General features: G+C 50.8%; 15 protein-coding genes. 8 read left to right on the top strand and 7 right to left on the bottom strand.

Features of this window, described 5'->3' with window-relative positions:
• Nucleotides 1-70: 70 nt before the first annotated feature.
• Nucleotides 71-1,132: a polysaccharide lyase family 7 protein gene (locus tag IE054_RS03445; RefSeq protein ID WP_229804983.1), complete on the bottom strand. Its 1,062-nt coding sequence runs from the start codon at nt 1,130-1,132 to the stop codon at nt 71-73.
• A gap of 404 nt (nt 1,133-1,536) precedes the next feature.
• On the opposite strand from IE054_RS03445, the gene IE054_RS03440 reads away from it, so the two are divergent.
• Nucleotides 1,537-3,759 (top strand): VCBS domain-containing protein, encoded by a 2,223-nt coding sequence (locus IE054_RS03440; RefSeq protein ID WP_229804997.1) that lies wholly within the window; start codon nt 1,537-1,539, stop codon nt 3,757-3,759.
• 560 nt (nt 3,760-4,319) lie between these two features.
• On the opposite strand, the gene IE054_RS03435 is transcribed toward IE054_RS03440, so the two are convergent.
• The 4 genes from IE054_RS03435 to IE054_RS03420 all read right to left on the bottom strand — a co-directional run bounded on the left by IE054_RS03435 (nt 4,320) and on the right by IE054_RS03420 (nt 9,311).
• Nucleotides 4,320-5,720, bottom strand: a complete 1,401-nt coding sequence (locus IE054_RS03435) for a diguanylate cyclase (protein WP_189403658.1) — start codon at nt 5,718-5,720, stop codon at nt 4,320-4,322.
• 312 nt (nt 5,721-6,032) lie between these two features.
• Nucleotides 6,033-7,256: a kynureninase gene (kynU, locus tag IE054_RS03430; protein WP_189403657.1), complete on the bottom strand. Its 1,224-nt coding sequence runs from the start codon at nt 7,254-7,256 to the stop codon at nt 6,033-6,035.
• A complete protein-coding gene (locus IE054_RS03425) occupies nt 7,234-8,061 on the bottom strand; it encodes an alpha/beta hydrolase (protein WP_189403656.1) in 828 nt (275 codons plus the stop codon). The genes kynU and IE054_RS03425 overlap by 23 nt, the downstream gene beginning before the upstream one ends.
• 74 nt (nt 8,062-8,135) lie before the next feature.
• Nucleotides 8,136-9,311, bottom strand: coding sequence for a thiolase family protein (locus IE054_RS03420; RefSeq protein WP_189403655.1), 1,176 nt, complete (start codon nt 9,309-9,311; stop codon nt 8,136-8,138).
• Nucleotides 9,312-9,610: 299 nt separating this feature from the next.
• On the opposite strand from IE054_RS03420, the gene IE054_RS03415 reads away from it, so the two are divergent.
• From IE054_RS03415 to IE054_RS03390, 6 genes are all read left to right on the top strand, one after another.
• Nucleotides 9,611-10,018: a MerR family transcriptional regulator gene (locus IE054_RS03415; protein ID WP_189403654.1), complete on the top strand. Its 408-nt coding sequence runs from the start codon at nt 9,611-9,613 to the stop codon at nt 10,016-10,018.
• A complete protein-coding gene (locus IE054_RS03410) occupies nt 10,015-11,184 on the top strand; it encodes an isovaleryl-CoA dehydrogenase (RefSeq protein ID WP_189403653.1) in 1,170 nt (389 codons plus the stop codon). The genes IE054_RS03415 and IE054_RS03410 overlap by 4 nt, the downstream gene beginning before the upstream one ends.
• Nucleotides 11,185-11,256: 72 nt before the next feature.
• Entirely contained in the window at nt 11,257-12,864 is a 1,608-nt protein-coding gene (locus IE054_RS03405; protein ID WP_189403652.1) for a carboxyl transferase domain-containing protein, read from the top strand.
• 21 nt (nt 12,865-12,885) lie between these two features.
• Nucleotides 12,886-13,686 (top strand): enoyl-CoA hydratase/isomerase family protein, encoded by an 801-nt coding sequence (locus IE054_RS03400; protein ID WP_189403651.1) that lies wholly within the window; start codon nt 12,886-12,888, stop codon nt 13,684-13,686.
• Nucleotides 13,679-15,670: an acetyl/propionyl/methylcrotonyl-CoA carboxylase subunit alpha gene (locus IE054_RS03395; RefSeq protein WP_189403650.1), complete on the top strand. Its 1,992-nt coding sequence runs from the start codon at nt 13,679-13,681 to the stop codon at nt 15,668-15,670. Before IE054_RS03400 ends, IE054_RS03395 begins: the two co-directional genes overlap by 8 nt.
• Nucleotides 15,663-16,571, top strand: a complete 909-nt coding sequence (locus tag IE054_RS03390) for a hydroxymethylglutaryl-CoA lyase (protein WP_189403649.1) — start codon at nt 15,663-15,665, stop codon at nt 16,569-16,571. Before IE054_RS03395 ends, IE054_RS03390 begins: the two co-directional genes overlap by 8 nt.
• A gap of 662 nt (nt 16,572-17,233) precedes the next feature.
• Here IE054_RS03390 and IE054_RS03385 read toward each other — a convergent pair.
• Together IE054_RS03385 and IE054_RS03380 are read right to left on the bottom strand one after the other, a co-directional pair.
• On the bottom strand, nt 17,234-18,406 hold the full coding sequence (locus tag IE054_RS03385; protein ID WP_229804982.1) for an MFS transporter: 1,173 nt from the start codon (nt 18,404-18,406) through the stop codon (nt 17,234-17,236).
• Nucleotides 18,407-18,517: 111 nt separating this feature from the next.
• Nucleotides 18,518-19,051 (bottom strand): SRPBCC family protein, encoded by a 534-nt coding sequence (locus tag IE054_RS03380; protein ID WP_189403648.1) that lies wholly within the window; start codon nt 19,049-19,051, stop codon nt 18,518-18,520.
• Between the two features lie 407 nt (nt 19,052-19,458).
• Between IE054_RS03380 and glgC the strand changes: the two genes are divergently transcribed.
• On the top strand, nt 19,459-20,730 hold the full coding sequence (glgC, locus tag IE054_RS03375) for a glucose-1-phosphate adenylyltransferase (protein WP_189403647.1): 1,272 nt from the start codon (nt 19,459-19,461) through the stop codon (nt 20,728-20,730).
• Nucleotides 20,731-20,733 lie beyond the last annotated feature (3 nt).

The raw sequence follows: 20,733 nt of genomic DNA, 5'->3' as shown, positions 1-20,733 counted from the left end.
TTAAAATCTATCCTCAGCACCTGCGTGGTAATAAGCAATAAGTAATAAGATTGTAATGGCTGACTTGTCATTACTTATCTTCGCCCTTGTTTTCCTGCGTCTCAGGGGGCGTACTCTCGCTCAGTTTTAATTTAGAAAAACTGACTCTTGCGTAATCACCATTCGCTTTATCTTCTTCCCAGTTGCCAGTACCCGCGCACGCTGGATACCAAAATCCTGCCTTTTCACTGGTACTACACTGGTTATAAGCACCTGCTTTAAAGTAATTCCAGTCAAGGGTGTAGCCATAGGGGTGGTCGAACTTATCAAGTTCGCCATAAGCGTTTACTGCGTTGGCTAAGTTAATTTGGTACTTCACTGTTTCATGACCATTTGCTTCGAAGGTCAGGTACATTATGTCGTTGTGTACATTGACGGTGTAAGAGATCTCGTCACCCAAGGCGATACCGTTAGTGCCGGGGTCTGCGGGATCCTTCCACGTATTGCCCCACACAGGGTAAGCAATGTCAGTTCTATTAGGATCATTCTTTGGCAGGTTGCGTTCGTATGTCCAGAATACAGAGCCTGTTTCATGCTCGGGCCACTTTTTATAGTATATTTTTAGCGGCTCATTACCCCACCCGAAGCCTTGTACTTTTTTGTCCCATTTGGTGGCGTGGATCTGACCAATCACCACGGAAAATGCGGGTGGTCTGTCAGGATATTTGGCTCTTTTCGCTACATGCTCGACTTTCAGGGTGGCTTCCATTTTGCCACCTACACTGGCAAACCGCTTAGCGATCGGGTTACTTGCCACAGTAAAACTGTTCTTCGGAGATTGCGTTTTAATGCGGTCATCGTCGCCTTTGAGCATCTGTCTGAGCTCGCTGCGTGTATTGGTAGAATTTTTGGTAGTCAGCGCCTTGTTGGGCGCGGTGAAGACCATATTGCCTTCGTCATCAACATAGAAAAAATCAGGGTGATGAAAGCCCTGCAGGTCTTCAACAGAAACCGTATCGACCTTGCCGTCATTATTCTCGTCCACGGGCAGAGTGATATACCACTGACTAAGATCAAAGTATTCGGAAGGCACATCTACGCCAGCCGCCTGGCTTGAAAGCAAAGCTGATCCGGCAAAAAGAAAAGTTGTCATTTTTGTAGGTCGTAACTGCATAACGAGTTCTTCACATTCTGTTCACTTCGAATGCATATTAGCAAACCAAAAAAATTTACCAATACTTATTTTTTTGACAGACCAATTTTTTAAAACAGGATTAACCTCAAGCTTATACGATTAAGCCCCTTTCATATAAGACTTTGTATAAATAGATATTTTTTAAAAAGGAGCATATAAATATTTTTTTGCCAGCCATATAAAGTGATGACTTTTGTTATATTTGTTAATTTTTTGTATTTAGTTATAGAATATGATCAGGCTTTGTGGTTACATACAAAAGAATAATTGGTAATAACATTTTAAATTGTTGGTAAGATTTTGGTTTAACCTCTACAACGGGTAATGCATGGGTTTTAAAAAAAGGAAATAGGTGAACCGTGATGAAAATAAAGAGTGTGTTTACGTTTAGTATATTGAGCCTGGCGCTTTACGGGTGCGGTGGCTCTGATGCGCCAGAAAATCAGCCGGGCTCAGTTACGCTTTCAGGAGAGGCCATCGCTGGCGAAACGCTTACCGCGACGGTAGACGACCCAGATGGATTCGACCCCAGTGGCGTTTCTTATCAGTGGTTAGCCAATGGCATCCCTCTGTCTGACCAGACAGGTTCGTCCTTTACGCTTACACCTGAACAGCGAGGGGCGACAATAAGAGTGTCTGTCACCTATGTAGATGACGGTGGAACCCGGGAGGGCGCCACCTCGAATGAGACGCCTGAAGTCTTAGCCAACGAAGCAGGCACTATAGTCGTGTCTGGAGCAAGCACTGTTGGCGCAGTTTTGACTGCCGAGGTAACTGACGGAAACGGCCTTCCTGAAACGGTAAACTATTCATGGTCCGCGTCAGGTGTGGTTATTGAAGGCGAAACGTCTCAAACGCTGGAATTAGGCCAGGCTACCGAGGGAGAGACAATCACTGCAACCGCCACTTATACTGACCTGGAAGGATTCGAAGAAAGTATAACGTCTGAGCCTACCGATCCGGTCGCGCCGGAAGGCACTAATACACCGGCGGAATTCAGTGGTTTATCAGCTACCGTGCAAAACAATGTCACCGAGCCGTTAACCGGTGAGATATCGGTAACAGATGTTGATGAAAATGAAAGTTCGATAGTTGCGCAGACAGACACAACGATTACTTACGGCACATTCTCTATCAGTGAGTCGGGCGAGTGGTCTTACAATCTTAATACCGATGATCCTGTTGTGGCTGGACTGGCTAATGCCTCTGAATCGGTTGAAGACAATGCTGTCATTGAGTCGGCAGATGGAACAGTGGCGACGTTAGTTATCACTATTATCGGTGTTAATCCCGCCAGTGGAAATAACCAGGCTGCGGTTATCAGAGACTTAACCGATGATGATACAGGCGAGTTACGGTTTACCCTTCCTGAAGCACAGGCAGCTGGTCGTATTGAAGTAAGTTTCACACGGACAGATGACGACCTTGGCAATGGTGATGCATTTATCAGCCTCTTTAACTCGGAAAACAATAATGCGGGATCGATCATTGATTTAAGAATTCGTGATGATCAATTTGCTACGCGCTACCCTGAGCGTTCATTTGAAGGGGTAGAAGTAACACCAGGTACGTTACAGGACATTGTGATCACCTGGGCTTATCCGGTTGGGAACACGGCGGCCGGCCAGCTTCCTGTGGTTACCGTAGAAATAGACGGTGAAATGGCGGTTGACCCGTTTACGCCAGATGGCAGCAACCCAGAAGGTGGAGTGGCAACGGTTTCATTCCGTTTTGGTAATAACTCTTTAGTACTTCCTGAAGCAGCGCAATATACCATTAACGAGTTTGCACTTTACAGTGATGTAGACGGCGACACGCTTGTGTTTGAAGATGACTACTCTACTTACAGCGAAGGATTTAATCTTGATTCAGAAGTGAATAGCACCTCGCCGTATGCACCAAACACAGAAGACGCAGTGGTAGAAGAGTATGGCGCAGGCTCTGCAGACGGAAATCAATTTGCACGCGTCATTGATACTGATGACAGTGATACCGGAGAGCTGAGATTTTCTTTACCCGAGGCGCAGGCAGAAGGCAGATTCGACCTTCGCTTCACGCGAACTGATGATGATGCAGGTAGCACAGATGCCTTTATCAGCTTATTCAACTCGGGTAATAACAACGCTGGTTCAATAATGGATCTTCGCGTCAGAGATGACTCCTTTGGCTTGCGCTACCCTGATGTAGATATTGAAGGCGCTGTTGTCACACCAGGCGAATTCCAAACCTTAAGCGTTACCTGGTCTTACCCTGACGGCAACACCGCTGCAGGACAACTGCCAACTATTACATTAGAAATTGATGGCGAGCCTGTGATAGAACCGTTTGAACCAACCGGCAGCAACCCAGAGGGTGGCGTTACTACTATCTCTTTAAGGTTTGGCAGCAACAGCACGGCACTAACTCAGGATGCCATGTTCTGGCTGGACGATCTGATAATCTATGCTGATACTGCTGGCACCAATGTTGTTTTCCAGGATGATTTCCAAAGTTATGCAGAAGGTGAAGATTTAGACCCGGACAACAATGTAAATTCTGTTTATGCGTCTAATACGTCAGAAGCGGTAGTAGCAGCTGAGCAATAGGATAATTCGTATCGATTAGATTGAATTGTCCATCAAACTGGCACTGCAGAATGTGGTGCCATTAAATAAGCACAATGCCCGATACGTAAAAGCGTATCGGGCATTTTTGTATGTATGCTGTGATGGGCTGGATTGAAATGCGTATGCCGGAAATGAAGGGCCAGCGAGGATGACCAGAAAGGTATTGGTATGGTTGCCAATAAGATGCGCGAACCCGGTGTTTCAGCCAAACTAAATAACCGTAGCTGGCGCTCAGAGCACGAATACGGACACGCCTAAACCTGCTATGATGTGCAGCAGTGGCACGATAAACCGCAGACCTGACATCGAAGAGTCGTCATACCGGCGAAGGCCGGTACCTCCGTGTGTTACTCGTGAGAATACCATTACCTGGCAGCCAGTTTTTGAATGGTGAGGGGAAGGACGTTTTTTGGCCAGCAGCCTCGTTGGGAGGTAGCGGCATTCGCCACAATGACAGTATGCCGTTTATCTGTCGCTATTCGCTCACCAGCGCTTTGCAGGCAATATTCGCCACCACTGACACGTCAATTAAGCCCCATTTAATCAGCGACACAGGCCACGTTATATCCCTGCCGCTTGGAGTGATACAGTGCTTTTCCGGTACGCTCATACCACTCAGGAAAGCGTTCTTTACTGGTGAGTGACGAAACCCCTGCTGCAACAAAACAGTGTTCCCTTTTAACCTGATGTGTATTGCTAATCACTTCGACGAGGCGATCGGCCAGCACTTTAGCGGCTGTAATACCCGTCTGCGGACACATAATGACAAACTGTTCGCCCCCAAAGCGGGCGACCACGTCTACCTCCCTGACCGTTGTCAGACACACGCTTGCCACGGCCTTGAGCATATCTTCAGATAACGGCTGATTGGTAGAAAGGTTTACGTTGTCATCATTATCCAGCTCAATAACGATAAGGCTGGCAGATGTCTGAAAGCGCTGAAACCGTGAGATTTCCTCTTCAGCACGCTGGATCATCTGATTTCTGTTGTACAGCCCGGTAATGGCGTCGTGAGAAGACAGGAATTCCAGTGTGCGATTACGTTCCAGCAGTGTTGTTTTTAACACATCGATTTCGCGGGTTTTAGCCGCCAGTTGCTTCTCATAAGCACCGACAACCCTTCGACGCCAGAAAAAGAAAACAACCACCAGGCTCGCCATTAACAGTACAACGACTAATGGCCAGAAGTTCCGGGTCTGACGGATTTTTATATTGTTCCAGCGCCGGTAAATCTCAACGTGCTGTGACTCAGGAATGGCATCAATCGCGGCATTAAGACGGGGTAACAGTTCATCCGCAAAGGCCTTGTTAATACCAAATGAAAGGGCATCGTAAGGCTCTGCATACCCGGCAATCATCAGGTTTTTTAAGCGTAAGCGGGCAGTATTGTGATTTACACTGAATAATGACCCCACCAGCACATCAATATCATCCGACGCCAGCGCTAACAGGCCTTCTGCCTCGCTTTCAAAATAACGTAAACGCAATTTCGGGTAATAACGCGCCAGGTACTCGGCCTGCCGGTACCCTTTAACAACACCAACATGCCGTTTGCCAATGCCGTCATAGCCTTGCAGGTTAGGCGTATCATCGCGGGCGACCAGCACATTGGGGGCTTCAAAATAAACCTCTGAAAATGCCAGAAACTGCTCACGGACTGGCGTATGATTGAGCATCGAAACCATCATACACTGCCCGCTTTGAACATATTCGAGCGACTGCGACCAGCTGGTGGTCGGCACCAGCTCAAACGTCAGGTCTGACTGCGATGCAACGAGATCCATGTACTGAGCCGCAATACCAACATGTTCGCCGTTGTGCAGTGCATCGTAGGGATACCAGTTCGGGTCGACGCAATAGGTGACTTTTTGCTGAGCGAACGTTTCCGTCGTGGCGAGCAGCAAAAGCACGCAGGCAGTCAGTCTGGCAAAAGGTCTCATACGCTGGCTAGTCAAACCTTAAAAAGTATTTTTAAATCAAATAGGTATAAAGTATCCCCAGTAATCCTTCAAATTGCAAACCAATATCCGTTGCTCAGGCAAAAATCCGGGGATGGTGAGAATTGAGGAAGATGCGAATAAGTCTATCGCCGCTCAGGCTTACAGCCAAGTGCCTGATCATGGCGGTCTTTTGCAGACCTAACGGGTTAAGTCAAAAATGCCAACGCAGAGTGGGTGCTTGGCGGTAAGCCCCGAAGGGCGAGCCCTGAAGCACACATTCGCTGAGTGATGATAGACTTATTCGCATCATCTTTAGGTTACCATATTTTTCTGATTAAACTCCGGCCGTTCATAGCGCTTTTCGTTTACGATTGCGGCAAGCGACCTGACTGCATCGTCAAGATCAGTAAAACGCAGATATAACGGTGCGAAACCGACTCTTAATATATCGGGTGCCCGAAAATCTGCAATGATCCCTTCGTCAATCCAGGCCTGACATATGGCGTAACTGTGTGGATGGCGAAACGCCAGCTGACTGCCCCGGCAGTCTTCATGCGGGGATACCAGAGTGAGCACGTCGCTCAGTCCGGCAGTCTCCAGACACTGCAGAAAATACCGCATCAGCGCCCGGGACTTCGTCTCAATCTGTTTCATCGATACATCGTCAAACACCGATAATGCCGCATCCAGCACACTCATTCCGATAATCCCCGGGGTGCCCGATAAGTTCTGCCGTATCCCTTCATCAGGCTCATAGCCAGGTAAAAAGGCAAAGGGAGAAGCATGTCCCATCCAGCCCGAGAGAGGTTGGCGATAATACTGCTGATGTGCCCTGGCCACATAGATAAACGCAGGCGCACCTGGCCCACCGTTCAAATATTTATATGTACAACCCACGGCGAAATCTGCTTTGCAGGCATCCAGTTCAACGGTAAATGCGCCGGCGCTGTGCGCTAAGTCCCATAACATCAGCCCACCACAGTCATGGACCTGCTGTGTCACCTGCTGCATATTATGCTTAAAGCCAGTTCTGAAATTCACCTGGGTCAGCATGACTACGGCGATATCCTCTGAGAGACCACCAGCAATATCCTGCTCATCAATGAAGCGCAGTTCGTAGGCGTCAGACAATTGCTCAATCAGTCCTTCAACCATGTAAATATCGGTTGGAAAATTGTCCCGGGTAGTTGCAATAACATGCCGCCCGGGCCGCATTTTCAGGGCGGCAGACAGCACCTTGAACAAATTAACGCTGATCGAGTCACAACAGACCACCTGACCTGGCGCCGCACCTGTCAGCGCGCCAATTTTATCCCCCACGGTGGCTGGCAGGTGGATCCAGTCATGGGTATTCCAGCTGCTGATAAGATCGTCCCCCCACTGCCCTTCAACCACCTCTCTGGCACGCTCACGGGCAGCGACTGGAAGCGGCCCGAGCGAATTGCCGTCAAGATAGACTTTTCCCTTCGGAAGCTGAAAGGCGGCACGTTTGTGCGCAAGCTCATCCTGCTTATCATTGTGATTCATGGCTGTCATGTGTCTCCTTGTGTGACTGATTAAGCACAGAAAGCAGCGCCGCAAACGCAGCGGACTTTGGATGCAGCCAGTCAAAGTGCCCGCTGCCTTCAATAAGCTGCTGTGCTACCCCCCGCCATACAGACTGTCTGGCAGGCACAATGGCATCTGCACCGCCCTGCATCAACAGTACTGACGCAGGCATTGTATAACTGCGAGGATTAGCGTTATGCCAGGCTTCGGGGGCCTGCTCCCGGGGGCGCTGCATAAACGCCGGCGTCGCGGCCTGACAGCTGTTATCCCCCTTTGCATATTCTGCAATGTCGGTGATGGCGGCCAGGCCGATAATTTTGTCGGCAAAAGCAAGTGCGGGTGCGGCAAGCAGCGCAAGATGACCGCCCGCAGAGTGCCCCAGCACATAGACCGGGTGCGAATCATTAAGGCGTTTCTCCAGCATCTGCAACGCCTCACGCACATCCGTGAAGGTGCCCGGCCAGCCACCACCTTCATCGCCGGTGCGCCGGTATTCTACGCCATACACGGTGTATCCGCGCGCAGCCAGATCAGTAAGAAAGCCCCGGCTATGGTCGATGTTATACGCATTCAGCCAGCAGCCGCCATGAATAAATACCACGCTGGCTTTAGTTTCACCAGAGGCCTGCCATGTAAATATACGCTGCAGCGGGTCCTCGCCGTAGGCAAGCACTGCATCAGGTGTCCGCGCAGCTAACTGTGAAAGCTCACCGTAGCTGACCTTATATCTGGGCTCTGCCTCAGTGGTACTCGCCACACAAACCCAGACCAGACAAAACAGAAGCTGTCGCACACGCATCAATTTCACTCACAAAAAAGGCACCACCAGGGTGCCTTTGTAGCTGAATTACGTGATGAATAAAAGGATTACAGCATTTCCACGGCCAGCGCGACGCCTTCACCACCACCGATACACAGCGACGCAATGCCTTTTTTGCCGCCGGTCTGTTTCAGCGCGTGCAGCAGGGTAACCAGAATACGCGCGCCCGAAGCCCCGATGGGATGACCCAGTGCACAGGCACCACCACTAATATTGACCTTGCTTTCGTCCAGGCCCAGTTTACGCATCGCCAGCATGGTCACCATGGCGAACGCTTCGTTGATTTCGTACAGGTCGACGTCGTCTTTGCTCCAGCCGGCTTTTTCCAGTACTTTTTCCATTGCACCAACCGGAGCAACGGTAAAGTCTTCAGGTTTAATCGAATTTGTGGCATGCGCCACCACTTTCGCCAGCGGCGTCAGCCCCAAATCCTGCGCTTTTGATTCAGACATCACCAGCAGTGCCGCAGCACCATCGGAAATAGAGCTTGAGTTGGCCGCCGTAACCGTGCCGTCCTTTTTGAAAGCAGGACGCAGTGAGGGGATTTTGTCAGGACGCGCAGCGCCTGGACCTTCATCCGTATCAACCACCACGTCACCTTTACGACCGGAAATAGTGACAGAGACAATCTCGTCAGCAAAGTCGCCGTTGCTTATTGCGTCATTGGCGCGCGACAGTGAGCTCAGCGCGAATTCGTCCATCTGACCGCGCGTAATACCTTCATCATCGGCCTTATCCTGCGCAAAACAACCCATGGCTTTACCATCGTAAGCGTTCTCCAGGCCATCCAGCATCATGTGATCAAGCACCTGGCCGTGCCCCATGCGATAGCCGGTGCGGGCTTTAGGCAACATATAAGGTGCATTACTCATGCTTTCCATGCCACCGGCGACCACCACGCCGGCACTGCCGGCCTTTATCAGATCGTGCGCCAGCATCACAGCCTTTAAGCCGGACCCACAGACTTTGTTGATGGTCGTCACGCCCGCGCTCAGCGGTAACTCTGCGCCCAGTGAGGCCTGCCGGGCCGGTGACTGACCCAGCCCCGCTGGCAGTACACAGCCCATGATGACTTCATCAACCTTGGACACGTCCATATTTTCACAGGCCGCCTTAATGGCGACTGAGCCCAGCTCTGTTGAAGACACGGGTGCCAGACGCCCGTTAAAGCCCCCCATTGGCGTACGTTTCGCCGCTACAATTACTACCGATTCATTGCTCATACTCTGTTGCCCTTCAATTGAATGTTTATTCCCCCACCACCTGAGGAAGCTGCGAATAAGTCTCTCGCTCTTCCCTAAAGCCTACTGCGCGTATACATTTTTAAACACACGACTTTGGTTGTACGACCAGGATGAGATGCGAAAAATTGACGTTAGCAAAATGTTACTTTACCTTAACGTTAATTGTAATTGACGTTAACGTAAACCCCAAGGTAAAGGTGTCAATTTTTGCTGCCACACGGCAGTAACGACATGGTCTGCTTGGGAACCACTTAGCTGTACGCCACAAGGTATGTGTAATGACTGATCACAACGATGAACCAACTTATACCATCGGCGAACTCGCGCGTGAGTTTGATGTGACCCCGCGTACTATTCGTTTTTACGAAGAACAGGGGCTACTCAGCCCAAAGCGCACCGGGCAGAACCGGGTTTACTGTAACAAAGACCGGGTACGATTAAAGTTAATTTTACGTGGTAAGAGGTTGGGCTTCTCACTGGCAGAAGTGAAATCTCTGTTCGAAATGTATGACACAAATTCGAACTCAGCCGTACAACTTGAAGCCATGCTCGAACTGACCGAACAAAAACGTGCGGTACTGAATCAGCAGCTTGAGGATATCCGCATGCTTATGCGCGAGCTAGATGACGTTGAAGCGCGCTGCCAGGAAGAGCTGGCCGACATCAAAAGAGGAAAAATTGTATGAATGCTCCCTACCCTACACTGAATTTTGGTCTGGGCGAAGACGTAGATATGCTTCGTGACCACGTTTATCAGTTTGCTCAGAATGAAATTGCGCCGCTGGCAGAAAAAGCCGATGAAGATAACAGCTTTCCCAATCAACTATGGCCGCAGATGGGCGAAATGGGCTTACTTGGTGTCACTGTGTCCGAGCAGTTTGGCGGCTCTGACATGGGCTACCTGGCCCATACGGTAGCGATGGAAGAGATTAGCCGTGCCAGTGGTGGTATTGGACTGAGCTACGGTGCGCACTCTAATCTGTGCGTAAACCAGATTTACCGTAATGGCAGCGACGCTCAGCGTGAAAAGTACCTGCCTAAGCTGGTCAGTGGCGAGCACATTGGTGCGCTGGCAATGAGCGAGCCAAATGCCGGCTCTGACGTTGTCAGTATGAAGCTTAAAGCAGAAAAGCGCGGTGATAAGTATATCCTGAATGGCAATAAAATGTGGATCACTAACGGCCCCGATGCGCATACGTTTGTGATTTACGCGAAAACCGATCCTAGCGGCGGCTCTAAAGGTATTTCAGCCTTTATTGTTGAACGTGGTACGCCAGGCTTCAGTCAGGCGCAGAAGCTCGACAAACTGGGCATGCGCTCATCCAATACCTGTGAGCTGGTCTTCGAAGATTGCGAAGTGCCTGCTGAAAACATGATGGGCAGCGAAGGCGAAGGCGTAAAAATTCTGATGAGCGGTCTGGATTACGAACGTCTGGTGCTCTCAGGTGGCCCGCTTGGCATCATGCAGGCCTGTATGGATGCAGTGGTGCCCTACGTACACGATCGTAAACAGTTTGGTAAAGCCATTGGCGAATTCCAGCTGGTACAGGGCAAAGTAGCCGATATGTACACCCAAATGAACGCCGCCCGTGCGTATGTTTACGCCGTAGCGAAATCCTGCGACCGTGGTGAGACCACGCGCAAAGACGCCGCCGGTGCTATTCTCTATTCAGCTGAACTGGCAACCAAAATGGCACTGGATGCCATTCAGTTGCTGGGCGGTAACGGCTACATTAATGAATACCCTACGGGCCGCCTGTTGCGCGATGCAAAACTGTACGAAATTGGTGCGGGTACCTCTGAAATTCGCCGCATGTTGATCGGTCGTGAGCTGTTCAACGATTCAAAATAACCACTACACGTCAGTTAACAAATCTGCAGTGACCCTGATGTTACTGCAGATTTCAGGAACACAGGAGGGTGTATGCCCGCAATTCATACATCAGTGAACATTAAGTCTGAGGCCTTTGGCGTTAATGCCGAGCATATGCAGACGCAGGTGAATGATCTTACCGATAAGATTCGGAAAATATGTGCAGGCGGTGGCGAAAAAGCGGCTGAACGCCATACGTCGCGGGGCAAGTTACTGCCCCGTGATCGCATCAATGCGCTACTGGATGAAGGCTCTCCATTCTTAGAAATTGGCCAGCTGGCGGCGTGGGAAGTGTACGATGATTATGTACCGGCGGCCGGTGTCGTGGCCGGTATAGGTCGTGTAGAAGGCATTGAATGCATGATTGTGGCCAATGATGCCACCGTCAAAGGGGGTACCTATTACCCGCTGACCGTGAAAAAACACCTGCGCGCCCAGACTATCGCCGAAGAAAATAACCTGCCATGTATCTATCTGGTCGACTCCGGTGGCGCTAACCTGCCCCGCCAGGATGAAGTATTCCCGGACAAAGATCATTTTGGCCGTATTTTCTTTAATCAGGCCAATATGTCAGCCAAAAATATCCCGCAGATTGCGGTAGTAATGGGCTCCTGTACCGCAGGCGGTGCCTATGTACCGGCGATGGCGGATGAAAGCATTATTGTAAAAGAACAGGGCACCATCTTTTTGGGTGGACCACCTTTGGTCAAAGCGGCCACCGGCGAAGTGGTCAGTGCGGAGGAGCTGGGGGGTGGCGATGTACATACCCGGGTATCCGGGGTCGCCGATCAACTGGCCAACAATGATCACCATGCCCTGAAGCTGGCGCGCGATGCCATTTCACGCCTTAATCGTAAAAAGGCACCGGACATGGATATCAAGCCCAGTGTCGAGCCACTTTACGACCCCAAGGACATCTACGGCATTATCCCAAAAGATACCCGCCAGACCTTTGATGTCCGGGAAATCATTGCCCGCATCGTCGACGGCTCAGATTTTGATGAGTTCAAACCCCGTTACGGCACCACACTGGTCACCGGTTTTGCCCGTTTGTACGGCTACCCGGTGGGTATTGTTGCCAATAACGGCATTCTGTTTGGCGAAAGTGCACTTAAAGGCGCGCACTTTGTTGAACTGTGTGCCAAACGCAAAATTCCCCTGGTGTTTTTGCAAAACATCACCGGCTTTATGGTCGGTAAGCAATACGAAACCGGCGGCATTGCCAAGCATGGTGCCAAGATGGTGACGGCCGTGGCGTGTGCACAGGTACCCAAACTGACCGTACTGATTGGCGGCAGTTTTGGGGCGGGTAACTACGGGATGTGTGGCCGCGCCTATGATCCGCGGTTCCTGTTTATGTGGCCTAACGCACGAATTTCGGTGATGGGTGGTGAACAGGCTGCAGGCGTGCTGGCCCAGGTAAAACGCGATCAGAAAGATCGTGCCGGCGAGACCTGGAGCGAGGACGAAGAAACAAAATTCAAGCAGCCCATCGTTGAGAAATATGAAGAACAGGGCCACCCCTACTACGCCTCAGCACGCTTATGGGATGATGGCGTTATTGATCCTGCTGACACACGCCGGGTGCTTGGCCTGTCGCTGTCAGCCGCCCTTAACCGCCCGATAGAAGATACCGAGTTCGGTATCTTCAGAATGTAATCAGGTTTCAGGAGTAGAGTTATGGAGAATCCACCAATTACCTATCATGTTGACGATCGCGGCATCGCTTTTGTCACCCTGAATCGGCCGGATAAACACAACGCCTTTGATGATGAAATGATTGCATCGCTGACCTCGCATTTCGAGCAGGCCGCCCGTCAGGACAGCGTCCGGGCGCTGGTTCTGCAGGCCGAAGGAAAAAGTTTCAGCGCCGGTGCCGATTTATCCTGGATGAAGCGCATGGCGTCTTACAGTCGTGAGCAAAATGCGCAGGATGCAATGGGCCTGGCGACCATGCTGCAAACTCTGTATACCCTGCCTAAGCCCACTATTGCCCGGGTGCAGGGCGCTGCATTTGGCGGCGCAGTGGGCCTTATCGCCTGCTGCGATATGGCAATAGGCAGCAAGCTTTCGAAGTTTTGTTTAAGCGAAGTCAGAATTGGCCTTATCCCCGCCACTATCAGCCCTTATGTTATTGAGGCGATGGGTGCGCGGATTTGCCGTCGCTACTTTCAGACCGCCGAAGTTTTCTCTGCCCGCCGGGCCCGCAGGCTGGGCCTGTTGAGTGAAGCGGTAACCGAAGACGAACTGGATAGCACAATCAATGATCTGATTGACAACATCCTCAAAAATGGTCCGAATGCGGTCGCGGCCGCTAAAGCACTGGTCCACAGCGTCAGTCATCGCGACATCGACAATGCGTTAATGAATGAGACCAGCAAGCAAATTGCAGATATCCGCGTATCGGATGAAGGTCAGGAAGGATTACATGCCTTTCTGGAGAAACGTCCGGCACGCTGGCGGGAGGCGAACAATGATTAAGAAGTTACTTATTGCAAACCGGGGTGAAATTGCCTGCCGAATCATTAAAACGGCACGTAAGCTTGGCATTGCAACCGTTGCGGTTTACTCAGATGCAGATAAAAACGCACTGCATGTCAAAATGGCCGACGAGTCGGTACACATTGGTGCTGCGCCCGCCAAAGACAGCTACCTGGACATTGATACCATACTGGATGTCGCTGTCAGCCTGAGCGTTGACGCTATCCATCCCGGCTACGGTTTTTTATCAGAAAACGCCAAATTTGCGCGCGCCTGTGCTGAGCAGGACATTGCCTTTGTCGGTCCCCCCGCCTCGTCCATTGATGCCATGGGCTCAAAATCGGCGGCCAAGCGCATTATGGAAAAGGCTGGCGTTCCTCTGGTGCCAGGCTATCATGACGACGATCAGGATGAAGCCACGCTGAAAAAATCAGCCGATGATATGGGCTACCCGGTGTTGCTGAAAGCCGCCGCCGGTGGCGGTGGTAAAGGCATGCGCCAGGTCTGGAAACCCGAGGAATTCTCTGAAGCACTGGCTGCCGCTAAGCGGGAATCCATGGCCAGCTTCAGTGATGACAAAATGCTGGTTGAAAAATACCTCACGCGTCCGCGGCACGTTGAAATTCAGGTATTCTGCGATACAAACGGGGACGGTGTGTATTTGTTTGAGCGCGACTGTTCAGTACAGCGCCGTCACCAGAAGGTTATCGAAGAGGCGCCCGCACCGGGAATGACCGAAGACCTGCGTAGCGCCATGGGTGAAGCCGCGATCAAAGCGGCGCAGGCTATCGATTATGTGGGGGCAGGTACGGTTGAGTTTCTGCTGGATGAAGACGGATCTTTCTACTTTATGGAAATGAATACGCGCCTTCAGGTCGAGCACCCAGTCACCGAAATGATCACCGGCGAAGACCTGGTGCAGTGGCAGTTAGACATTGCTGACGGCAACCCGCTGCCCAAGCGTCAGGAAGATCTGAGCATTCACGGTCATGCCTTTGAGGCGCGCATTTATGCTGAAGATCCGGACAACAACTTCCTGCCATCTACGGGCGGTCTGCGGCTGCTGGTCCCCCCTCAGGAAGACCGGTATGTGCGTGTCGATACTGGCGTAGTTCAGGGTGATGAGGTCTCAGTATACTACGACCCCATGATTGCCAAGCTGGTGGTGTGGGGAGAAAACCGTGATCTGGCCTTAAACCGCCTGTTACGCTCACTGCGTCAGTACCATATTGACGGTGTCACCACCAATATTGAGTTTCTGTATAACGTTGCGGCCAGCAAGCCCTTTTCGAATGCCGAGCTGACCACGACTTTTATTGAAAAACACGAAGATATGCTGTTCAGCCGGGCCGACACACTGCCAGAGGATATGCTGCCGGTGATGGCGCTTGCTGTACTACTAAACCAGCAACTCAGACTGCCCAAGGCACCCGGTGATGCCACATCCCCGTGGTCACTGCCCGATGCCTGGCGCGCTAATATGCGCTACAGCTGGACACTGGAATTAGAGTATGCCGACGACACCGTACCGGTCACTGTGCAACGTGACGAAGGCCAGGAATGGCTGATTTATGCCGGTGAAACCCAGTGGCAGGTTTCCGGTACGCTAATCGATAATGCGCTGACGGTGACAATTAACGGGCATCGCAAAACCTACCAGCTAACCAGCAATCAGGATGAGTATGTGCTGTTTGGGCCGGACAATGCCCTGCACTTCCGTCGTATCATGCCGGATATGGGTGAACACGACAAAGAGGCCAGCGATGCAGATTTTGCTGCGCCAATGAACGGCACCATTGTTGAGTTACTGGTCGAGCCTGGCACGTCAGTTGAAAAAGGCACCAGCCTGCTGGTTATGGAAGCCATGAAAATGGAACACGCCATAAAAGCGCCGGTAGATGGTAGTGTGGCGGAGTTTTTCTTCAAACCTGGCGACCTGGTTGACGGAGGCGCTACCTTGCTGGCGTTTGACAGCGATGAGTAGTCGTTATCCACAATCGGTCAGCATTCTGGATGTGGGCCCGCGTGATGGCTTGCAGAATGAGAAACAAACCGTCACCACGGCAAACAAAATAGCGCTGGTCGAAGGCCTGGCAGCAGCCGGTGTCAGACGTATTGAAACCGGCAGCTTTGTTTCGCCTAAATGGGTGCCGCAAATGGCGGACTCCGCCGATGTTTTTGCGGGCATGCAGCGCCAGGAAGGTGTGATTTATTCGGCGTTGACCCCCAACATGAAGGGGCTTGAAAATGCCATGGCTGCCGGGGCCGATGAGGTGGCCGTGTTTGGTGCCGCCTCGGAGTCCTTTTCACAGAAAAATATCAACTGCAGTATTCGCGAGAGTCTGGCGCGCTTTGCGCCGGTTATGCAGGCAGCGACTGATAACGGCCTGCGGGTCAGAGGCTATGTTTCCTGTGTTATGGGCTGTCCTTACGAAGGGGATATTGCCCCCCAGGCTGTGGCTGATGTCAGTCAGCAGTTACGGGATATGGGCTGTTATGAGATTTCTCTGGGTGACACCATCGGAACCGGCACCGCTTACCAGACCAACAAAATGCTGGAGGCAGTGAGCCGGGTACTCCCCCTTGATGCCATGGCGGTACATTTTCATGACACCTATGGCCAGGCGCTGGCAAATTTGCTGATTGCGCTTGAACATGGTGTCCCGACCATTGATGCCGCCATAGCCGGGCTTGGTGGTTGCCCCTACGCGAAAGGCGCAAGTGGTAACGTGGCGACCGAAGATGTGCTGTACATGCTCAACGGTCTGGGTATTCGTACTGGCATCGACATGGACAAACTACTCGATGCGACCCAGGCAATCTCTGATGTGCTCGGCCGCGCGCCCGTTTCAAAGGCGGCGCAGGCAATGCTCGCCAAGCGCTAAAGAAGATGTGACAGGTGGCGTAGTGCTGCACTGCGCCGCTTTTTTTGATTTTTTCTGCGACTCCCGAAATGAGTCACCGAGGGCTTCAGGCGATCCAAATTCCAGCTATCACGTAATTATTACAGTTATATGACATTTATATGAAACGATACTGGACATTTATCCAAGATTTCACTAATCTGAATAGGCGGAAGTAGAAAAGGAGGCTTCTATGTTTAAAGCAGTAAAGAAATTTTTCAAACGCAAGCATCCATATACAGTGGCTTTCTATATTGGCAGAAAGAACACACAACGTATTTTTGATTGCAAGATCAAAAAGAAGTCAGAGTTGTTGTCTGACTAACACGCTCAGATAAGCATCGTTACACACGCAATCAAGTACGTAGTACCTGTAACGCAGGCGCTCTTGCAGCGATAATACAGTGAAAACGATTACGCCCACCAAACGTAGTTTTATTCGCACGTTTCTCTGACAGCACTCAGTGTGTTAAATGCACACAGGCCGCACTACGTGGTCGGCGTTAACCCTGCGTTTATAGTTGTGCATAGTCACAAATCAACAAACTGTGAAGGTCATCCCTTCCCTAAAAGACCCCGATGGGTCTTTTTTATTGCTGTATTGCTATGCAGGAAACGGGGCCATTAACGTGGTCATGCTGTGATCACTGTTTTTCTGCCGGTAACGTAAATGTCAGCAATATTGCCACAACAAGTACGCCAGCCATTATGTAAACCAGTGAAAAATCAAGTACCGGCTCCAGAGCAGCATAAAGCGCGCCAAAGGCAAGCAGGATGATACCGATGGCAGTATTCGACACGCCCACCAGCTCGGTTCGCCCCTGCCCTTCTTTCACATCGAGGCTATAGGTTTTACGACCGGTACGAACCCCGGAATGTGCAACAGACAACACAAAAAATAACAGCGTTGATAACCATAGACTGGGTTGATCAATCACCAGCAGTCCCACGCAGGCGGCAATGGCCAGTGTCCCGGCCAGCTGAAGGGTCAGACGTGCGCTGCTATCGGACAATTTACCCCAGACAAAGGAAGACAGCATAGTCGCGCCTGCCTGCGCGCCAAGGTATAGGGGCAACAATTTTTGCGCGCCATACTCACTTTGCAGCATAAAAAAAGGGGCAACCAGGGCGGAGTGAACAAAAAGTCCTCTGACCAGAATAAAGCGATAGACAACACTGTCTAGCTGCCAGAAGCGTGCGTTACTGCGCTTGTCATGTTGCTGGCTGACATCGACGTACGATTTAATCGGAAAAATAAACAGCAACGTCATTAAAAACGCAAACCCCGCCAGCACCATCAGGCCGGTAACCACATTTGTTCCCAGCCTTTCCTGATAATACACCAGCGGTACGGCCACCAGCAGTGTGACAATGCCTGACACGGTAGACGCAATACCAATCAGACGGCCACGCTCACCCTTTTTCGCAATATCCGCTTCAATGTCTTTTACCGACAGTGAACAAGCGGAGCGGCCTATACTCAGCACAACCAGAGCTGCCAGAATAACGTAACCGGCAAGACTACCAGACAACAGCAAAGCGGCACAGACCATCACGGCAACAGAGCCAAGCTGCACCGCCATGCCAATACGCCATACCGGATGCCGGGCACTGTGACGGCGCAGGAAAAAACCAATGGCAGCCTGTGGTAACAAGGCACCGGATTCTCGGATTGGCACCAGCCAGCCAACCATCCATGCTGGCACGCCCAGAATCAGCATTACCGCTGGCAGGGTGGTTTTGGCTGAAATGAGTAAATCTGCCAGTTTATTGAAGGCCAGACCGGTGACCAGCTTTGCTTTATGGCTTAAGTACACGTTCACTCCCGCATCAACGTTGCCATGAGACCGACCGGTTTACGCCAGAATAAAAGCGCAGGATCAGGCAGGGACAAAAAATCTGAATGGCGTGATATGACCACGATTAGCTTAGCTTTCGTTCTCAACCACCGTTTTCAGGTTTTCCAGGCCCATTTCGAAGTCAGGGCCAATCAGGCCATCAATCATCAGCACAAAGTAACGATCCAGTGGATTATTGCCAACTTCTCCCTCGTCGCTCCATGTAACACGCGTACCATCCGCTACAGGTTCCAGTTCCACCATTCCTGTTGATGCCATGTCGAAGTCCGGAAAATAAAGGCGATATACCACTTTGTGGTTATGCTCAAGATCAGTAATGGTCATTTCACCACTGCCTTCCGTCTCACTGATCCAGCTCGATTGCATGCCAATCGCGCGATCGGGTCCCGAATAGTCAATCTTCATTTCCGGATCACGCTTAAACCATACCCCCCATTGCTGCCACCGGCGCAGATCGACAACATTGGGGTAGATTTCTTCCGCAGGTGCGTCAATTACAATACTGCGTTGCACTGAATAGTGACTGGGCAGCATAAAGCCAAACAGCACCGCGATGATTAACAGCGCAGCAATGATGAGTATTAATTTTCTCAGCACAGCCATATTTCACTCCCTTGTAAATGCGAGAATCATTTTTTTATTATTACATAGCATTAACAATCTGTGCGCCTGGTTTGTCAAGGGAAGATGCGAATAAGTCTTTCATCACTCAGCAAGTCCTGAAGTGCGTAGTCGCAAGGCAGGTTTAACAAGCAATGGCGAATCCCTTGAAAGAATTCATCATGGCAAAGTATTTTTTGTTGTGTATTATTAAGTTAGCATGAATTGAAACATGCAGGGCGGGCCGTCCATAATCGCTGCAATCAGTACTTATAAATAGTCTCGCCCGCAAAAAATAAATGCCAACTTGCCTAAACAAGCTCGACGGGATCACTGTAATGTTGACGCTTCATTCAGGTTCCGCGCTGTCGCCGAATGGATTTGGGTAAAGCTACCAGGGAGATCCCGACATGGCAGACAACAGCTCCAGATATATCAGTAACCTTACCCGCGATACCTATGCCCTTATCCTGGCAGGTGGTAAAGGCTCCCGGCTTCATGAATTAACCAACTGGCGCGCCAAGCCTGCACTGTATTTTGGCGGGAAATTCCGGATCATAGACTTTCCCCTGTCGAATTGTGTTAACTCCGGGATCCGACGGATAGGTGTTATTACGCAATATAAGTCGCACTCGCTTATCCGCCATCTGGTCCGTGGCTGGGGGCATTTTAAGAAGGAACTGGGTGAGTCAGTAGAGATATTGCCAGCTTCACAGCGATTCTCTGACAACTGGTACGAAGGAACAGCCGATGCGGTATTTCAGAACATCGATATAATCCGCGATGAACTGCCAAAATACGTCATGATTTTATCCGGCGATCATATCTATCGCATGGATTACGGTGACATGCTTGCGCATCACGTTGAGACTGGCGCCAAAATGACGGTCTCGTGCATGTCGGTACCACTGGAAGAAGCGGCCGGGGCATTTGGTGTAATGTCGGTAGATGAAAACCTGCGTATTCTTGACTTTGCAGAAAAGCCAGAAAAGCCGACGCCACTGCCCAATGACAGTACACGCTGCCTGGCTTCAATGGGCAATTATGTGTTTGATACCGAGTTTCTGTTTGAGCAGCTTAGACGCGATGCAGAACGCTCCGGCTCACAACGCGACTTCGGCAAAGATATTATCCCGTCGATTATTAAAGACCAGTCTGTGTATGCCTTCCCCTTTGAAAAAAGCGGCGAGGATGACGCCTACTGGCGTGATGTAGGCACCATTGACTCTTTCTGGGAGGCAAACATGGAAATGGTGGCGCCGGTACCACAGTTAAATCTGTACGATCGGAGCTGGCCTATCTGGACTTATCAGGAGCAACTTCCCCCTGCAAAATTTGTCTGGGAAGATCATGATCGTCGCGGTGAAGCCATTAACTCTGTGGTTTCTGGTGGCTGTATTATCTCTGGCTCAACCTTGCGTAACTCTATTTGCTTCTCTAATGTGCGCGTACACTCCTTTGGCCTTATTGAAGACGCCGTGATCCTGCCCGATGTAGAAATTATGCGTCACTGTAAACTCCGTAAGGTCATAATAGATCGAGGGTGTAAAGTGCCCGAAGGCACAACAATTGGTTACGATCATGACGAGGATCGGGCGCGTGGCTTCAGAGTATCGGAAAATGGCGTAGTGCTGGTTACCCGTGAAATGCTGGGCCTGCCGGTTGGCGGTTTACACACCTAACCG

It is taken from the genome of Alteromonas halophila (assembly GCF_014651815.1).
Lineage (GTDB): Bacteria > Pseudomonadota > Gammaproteobacteria > Enterobacterales > Alteromonadaceae > Alteromonas > Alteromonas halophila.
The sequence above is the reverse complement of the archived record's forward strand: the minus strand, read 5'-3'. Positions and strand labels throughout refer to the sequence as shown.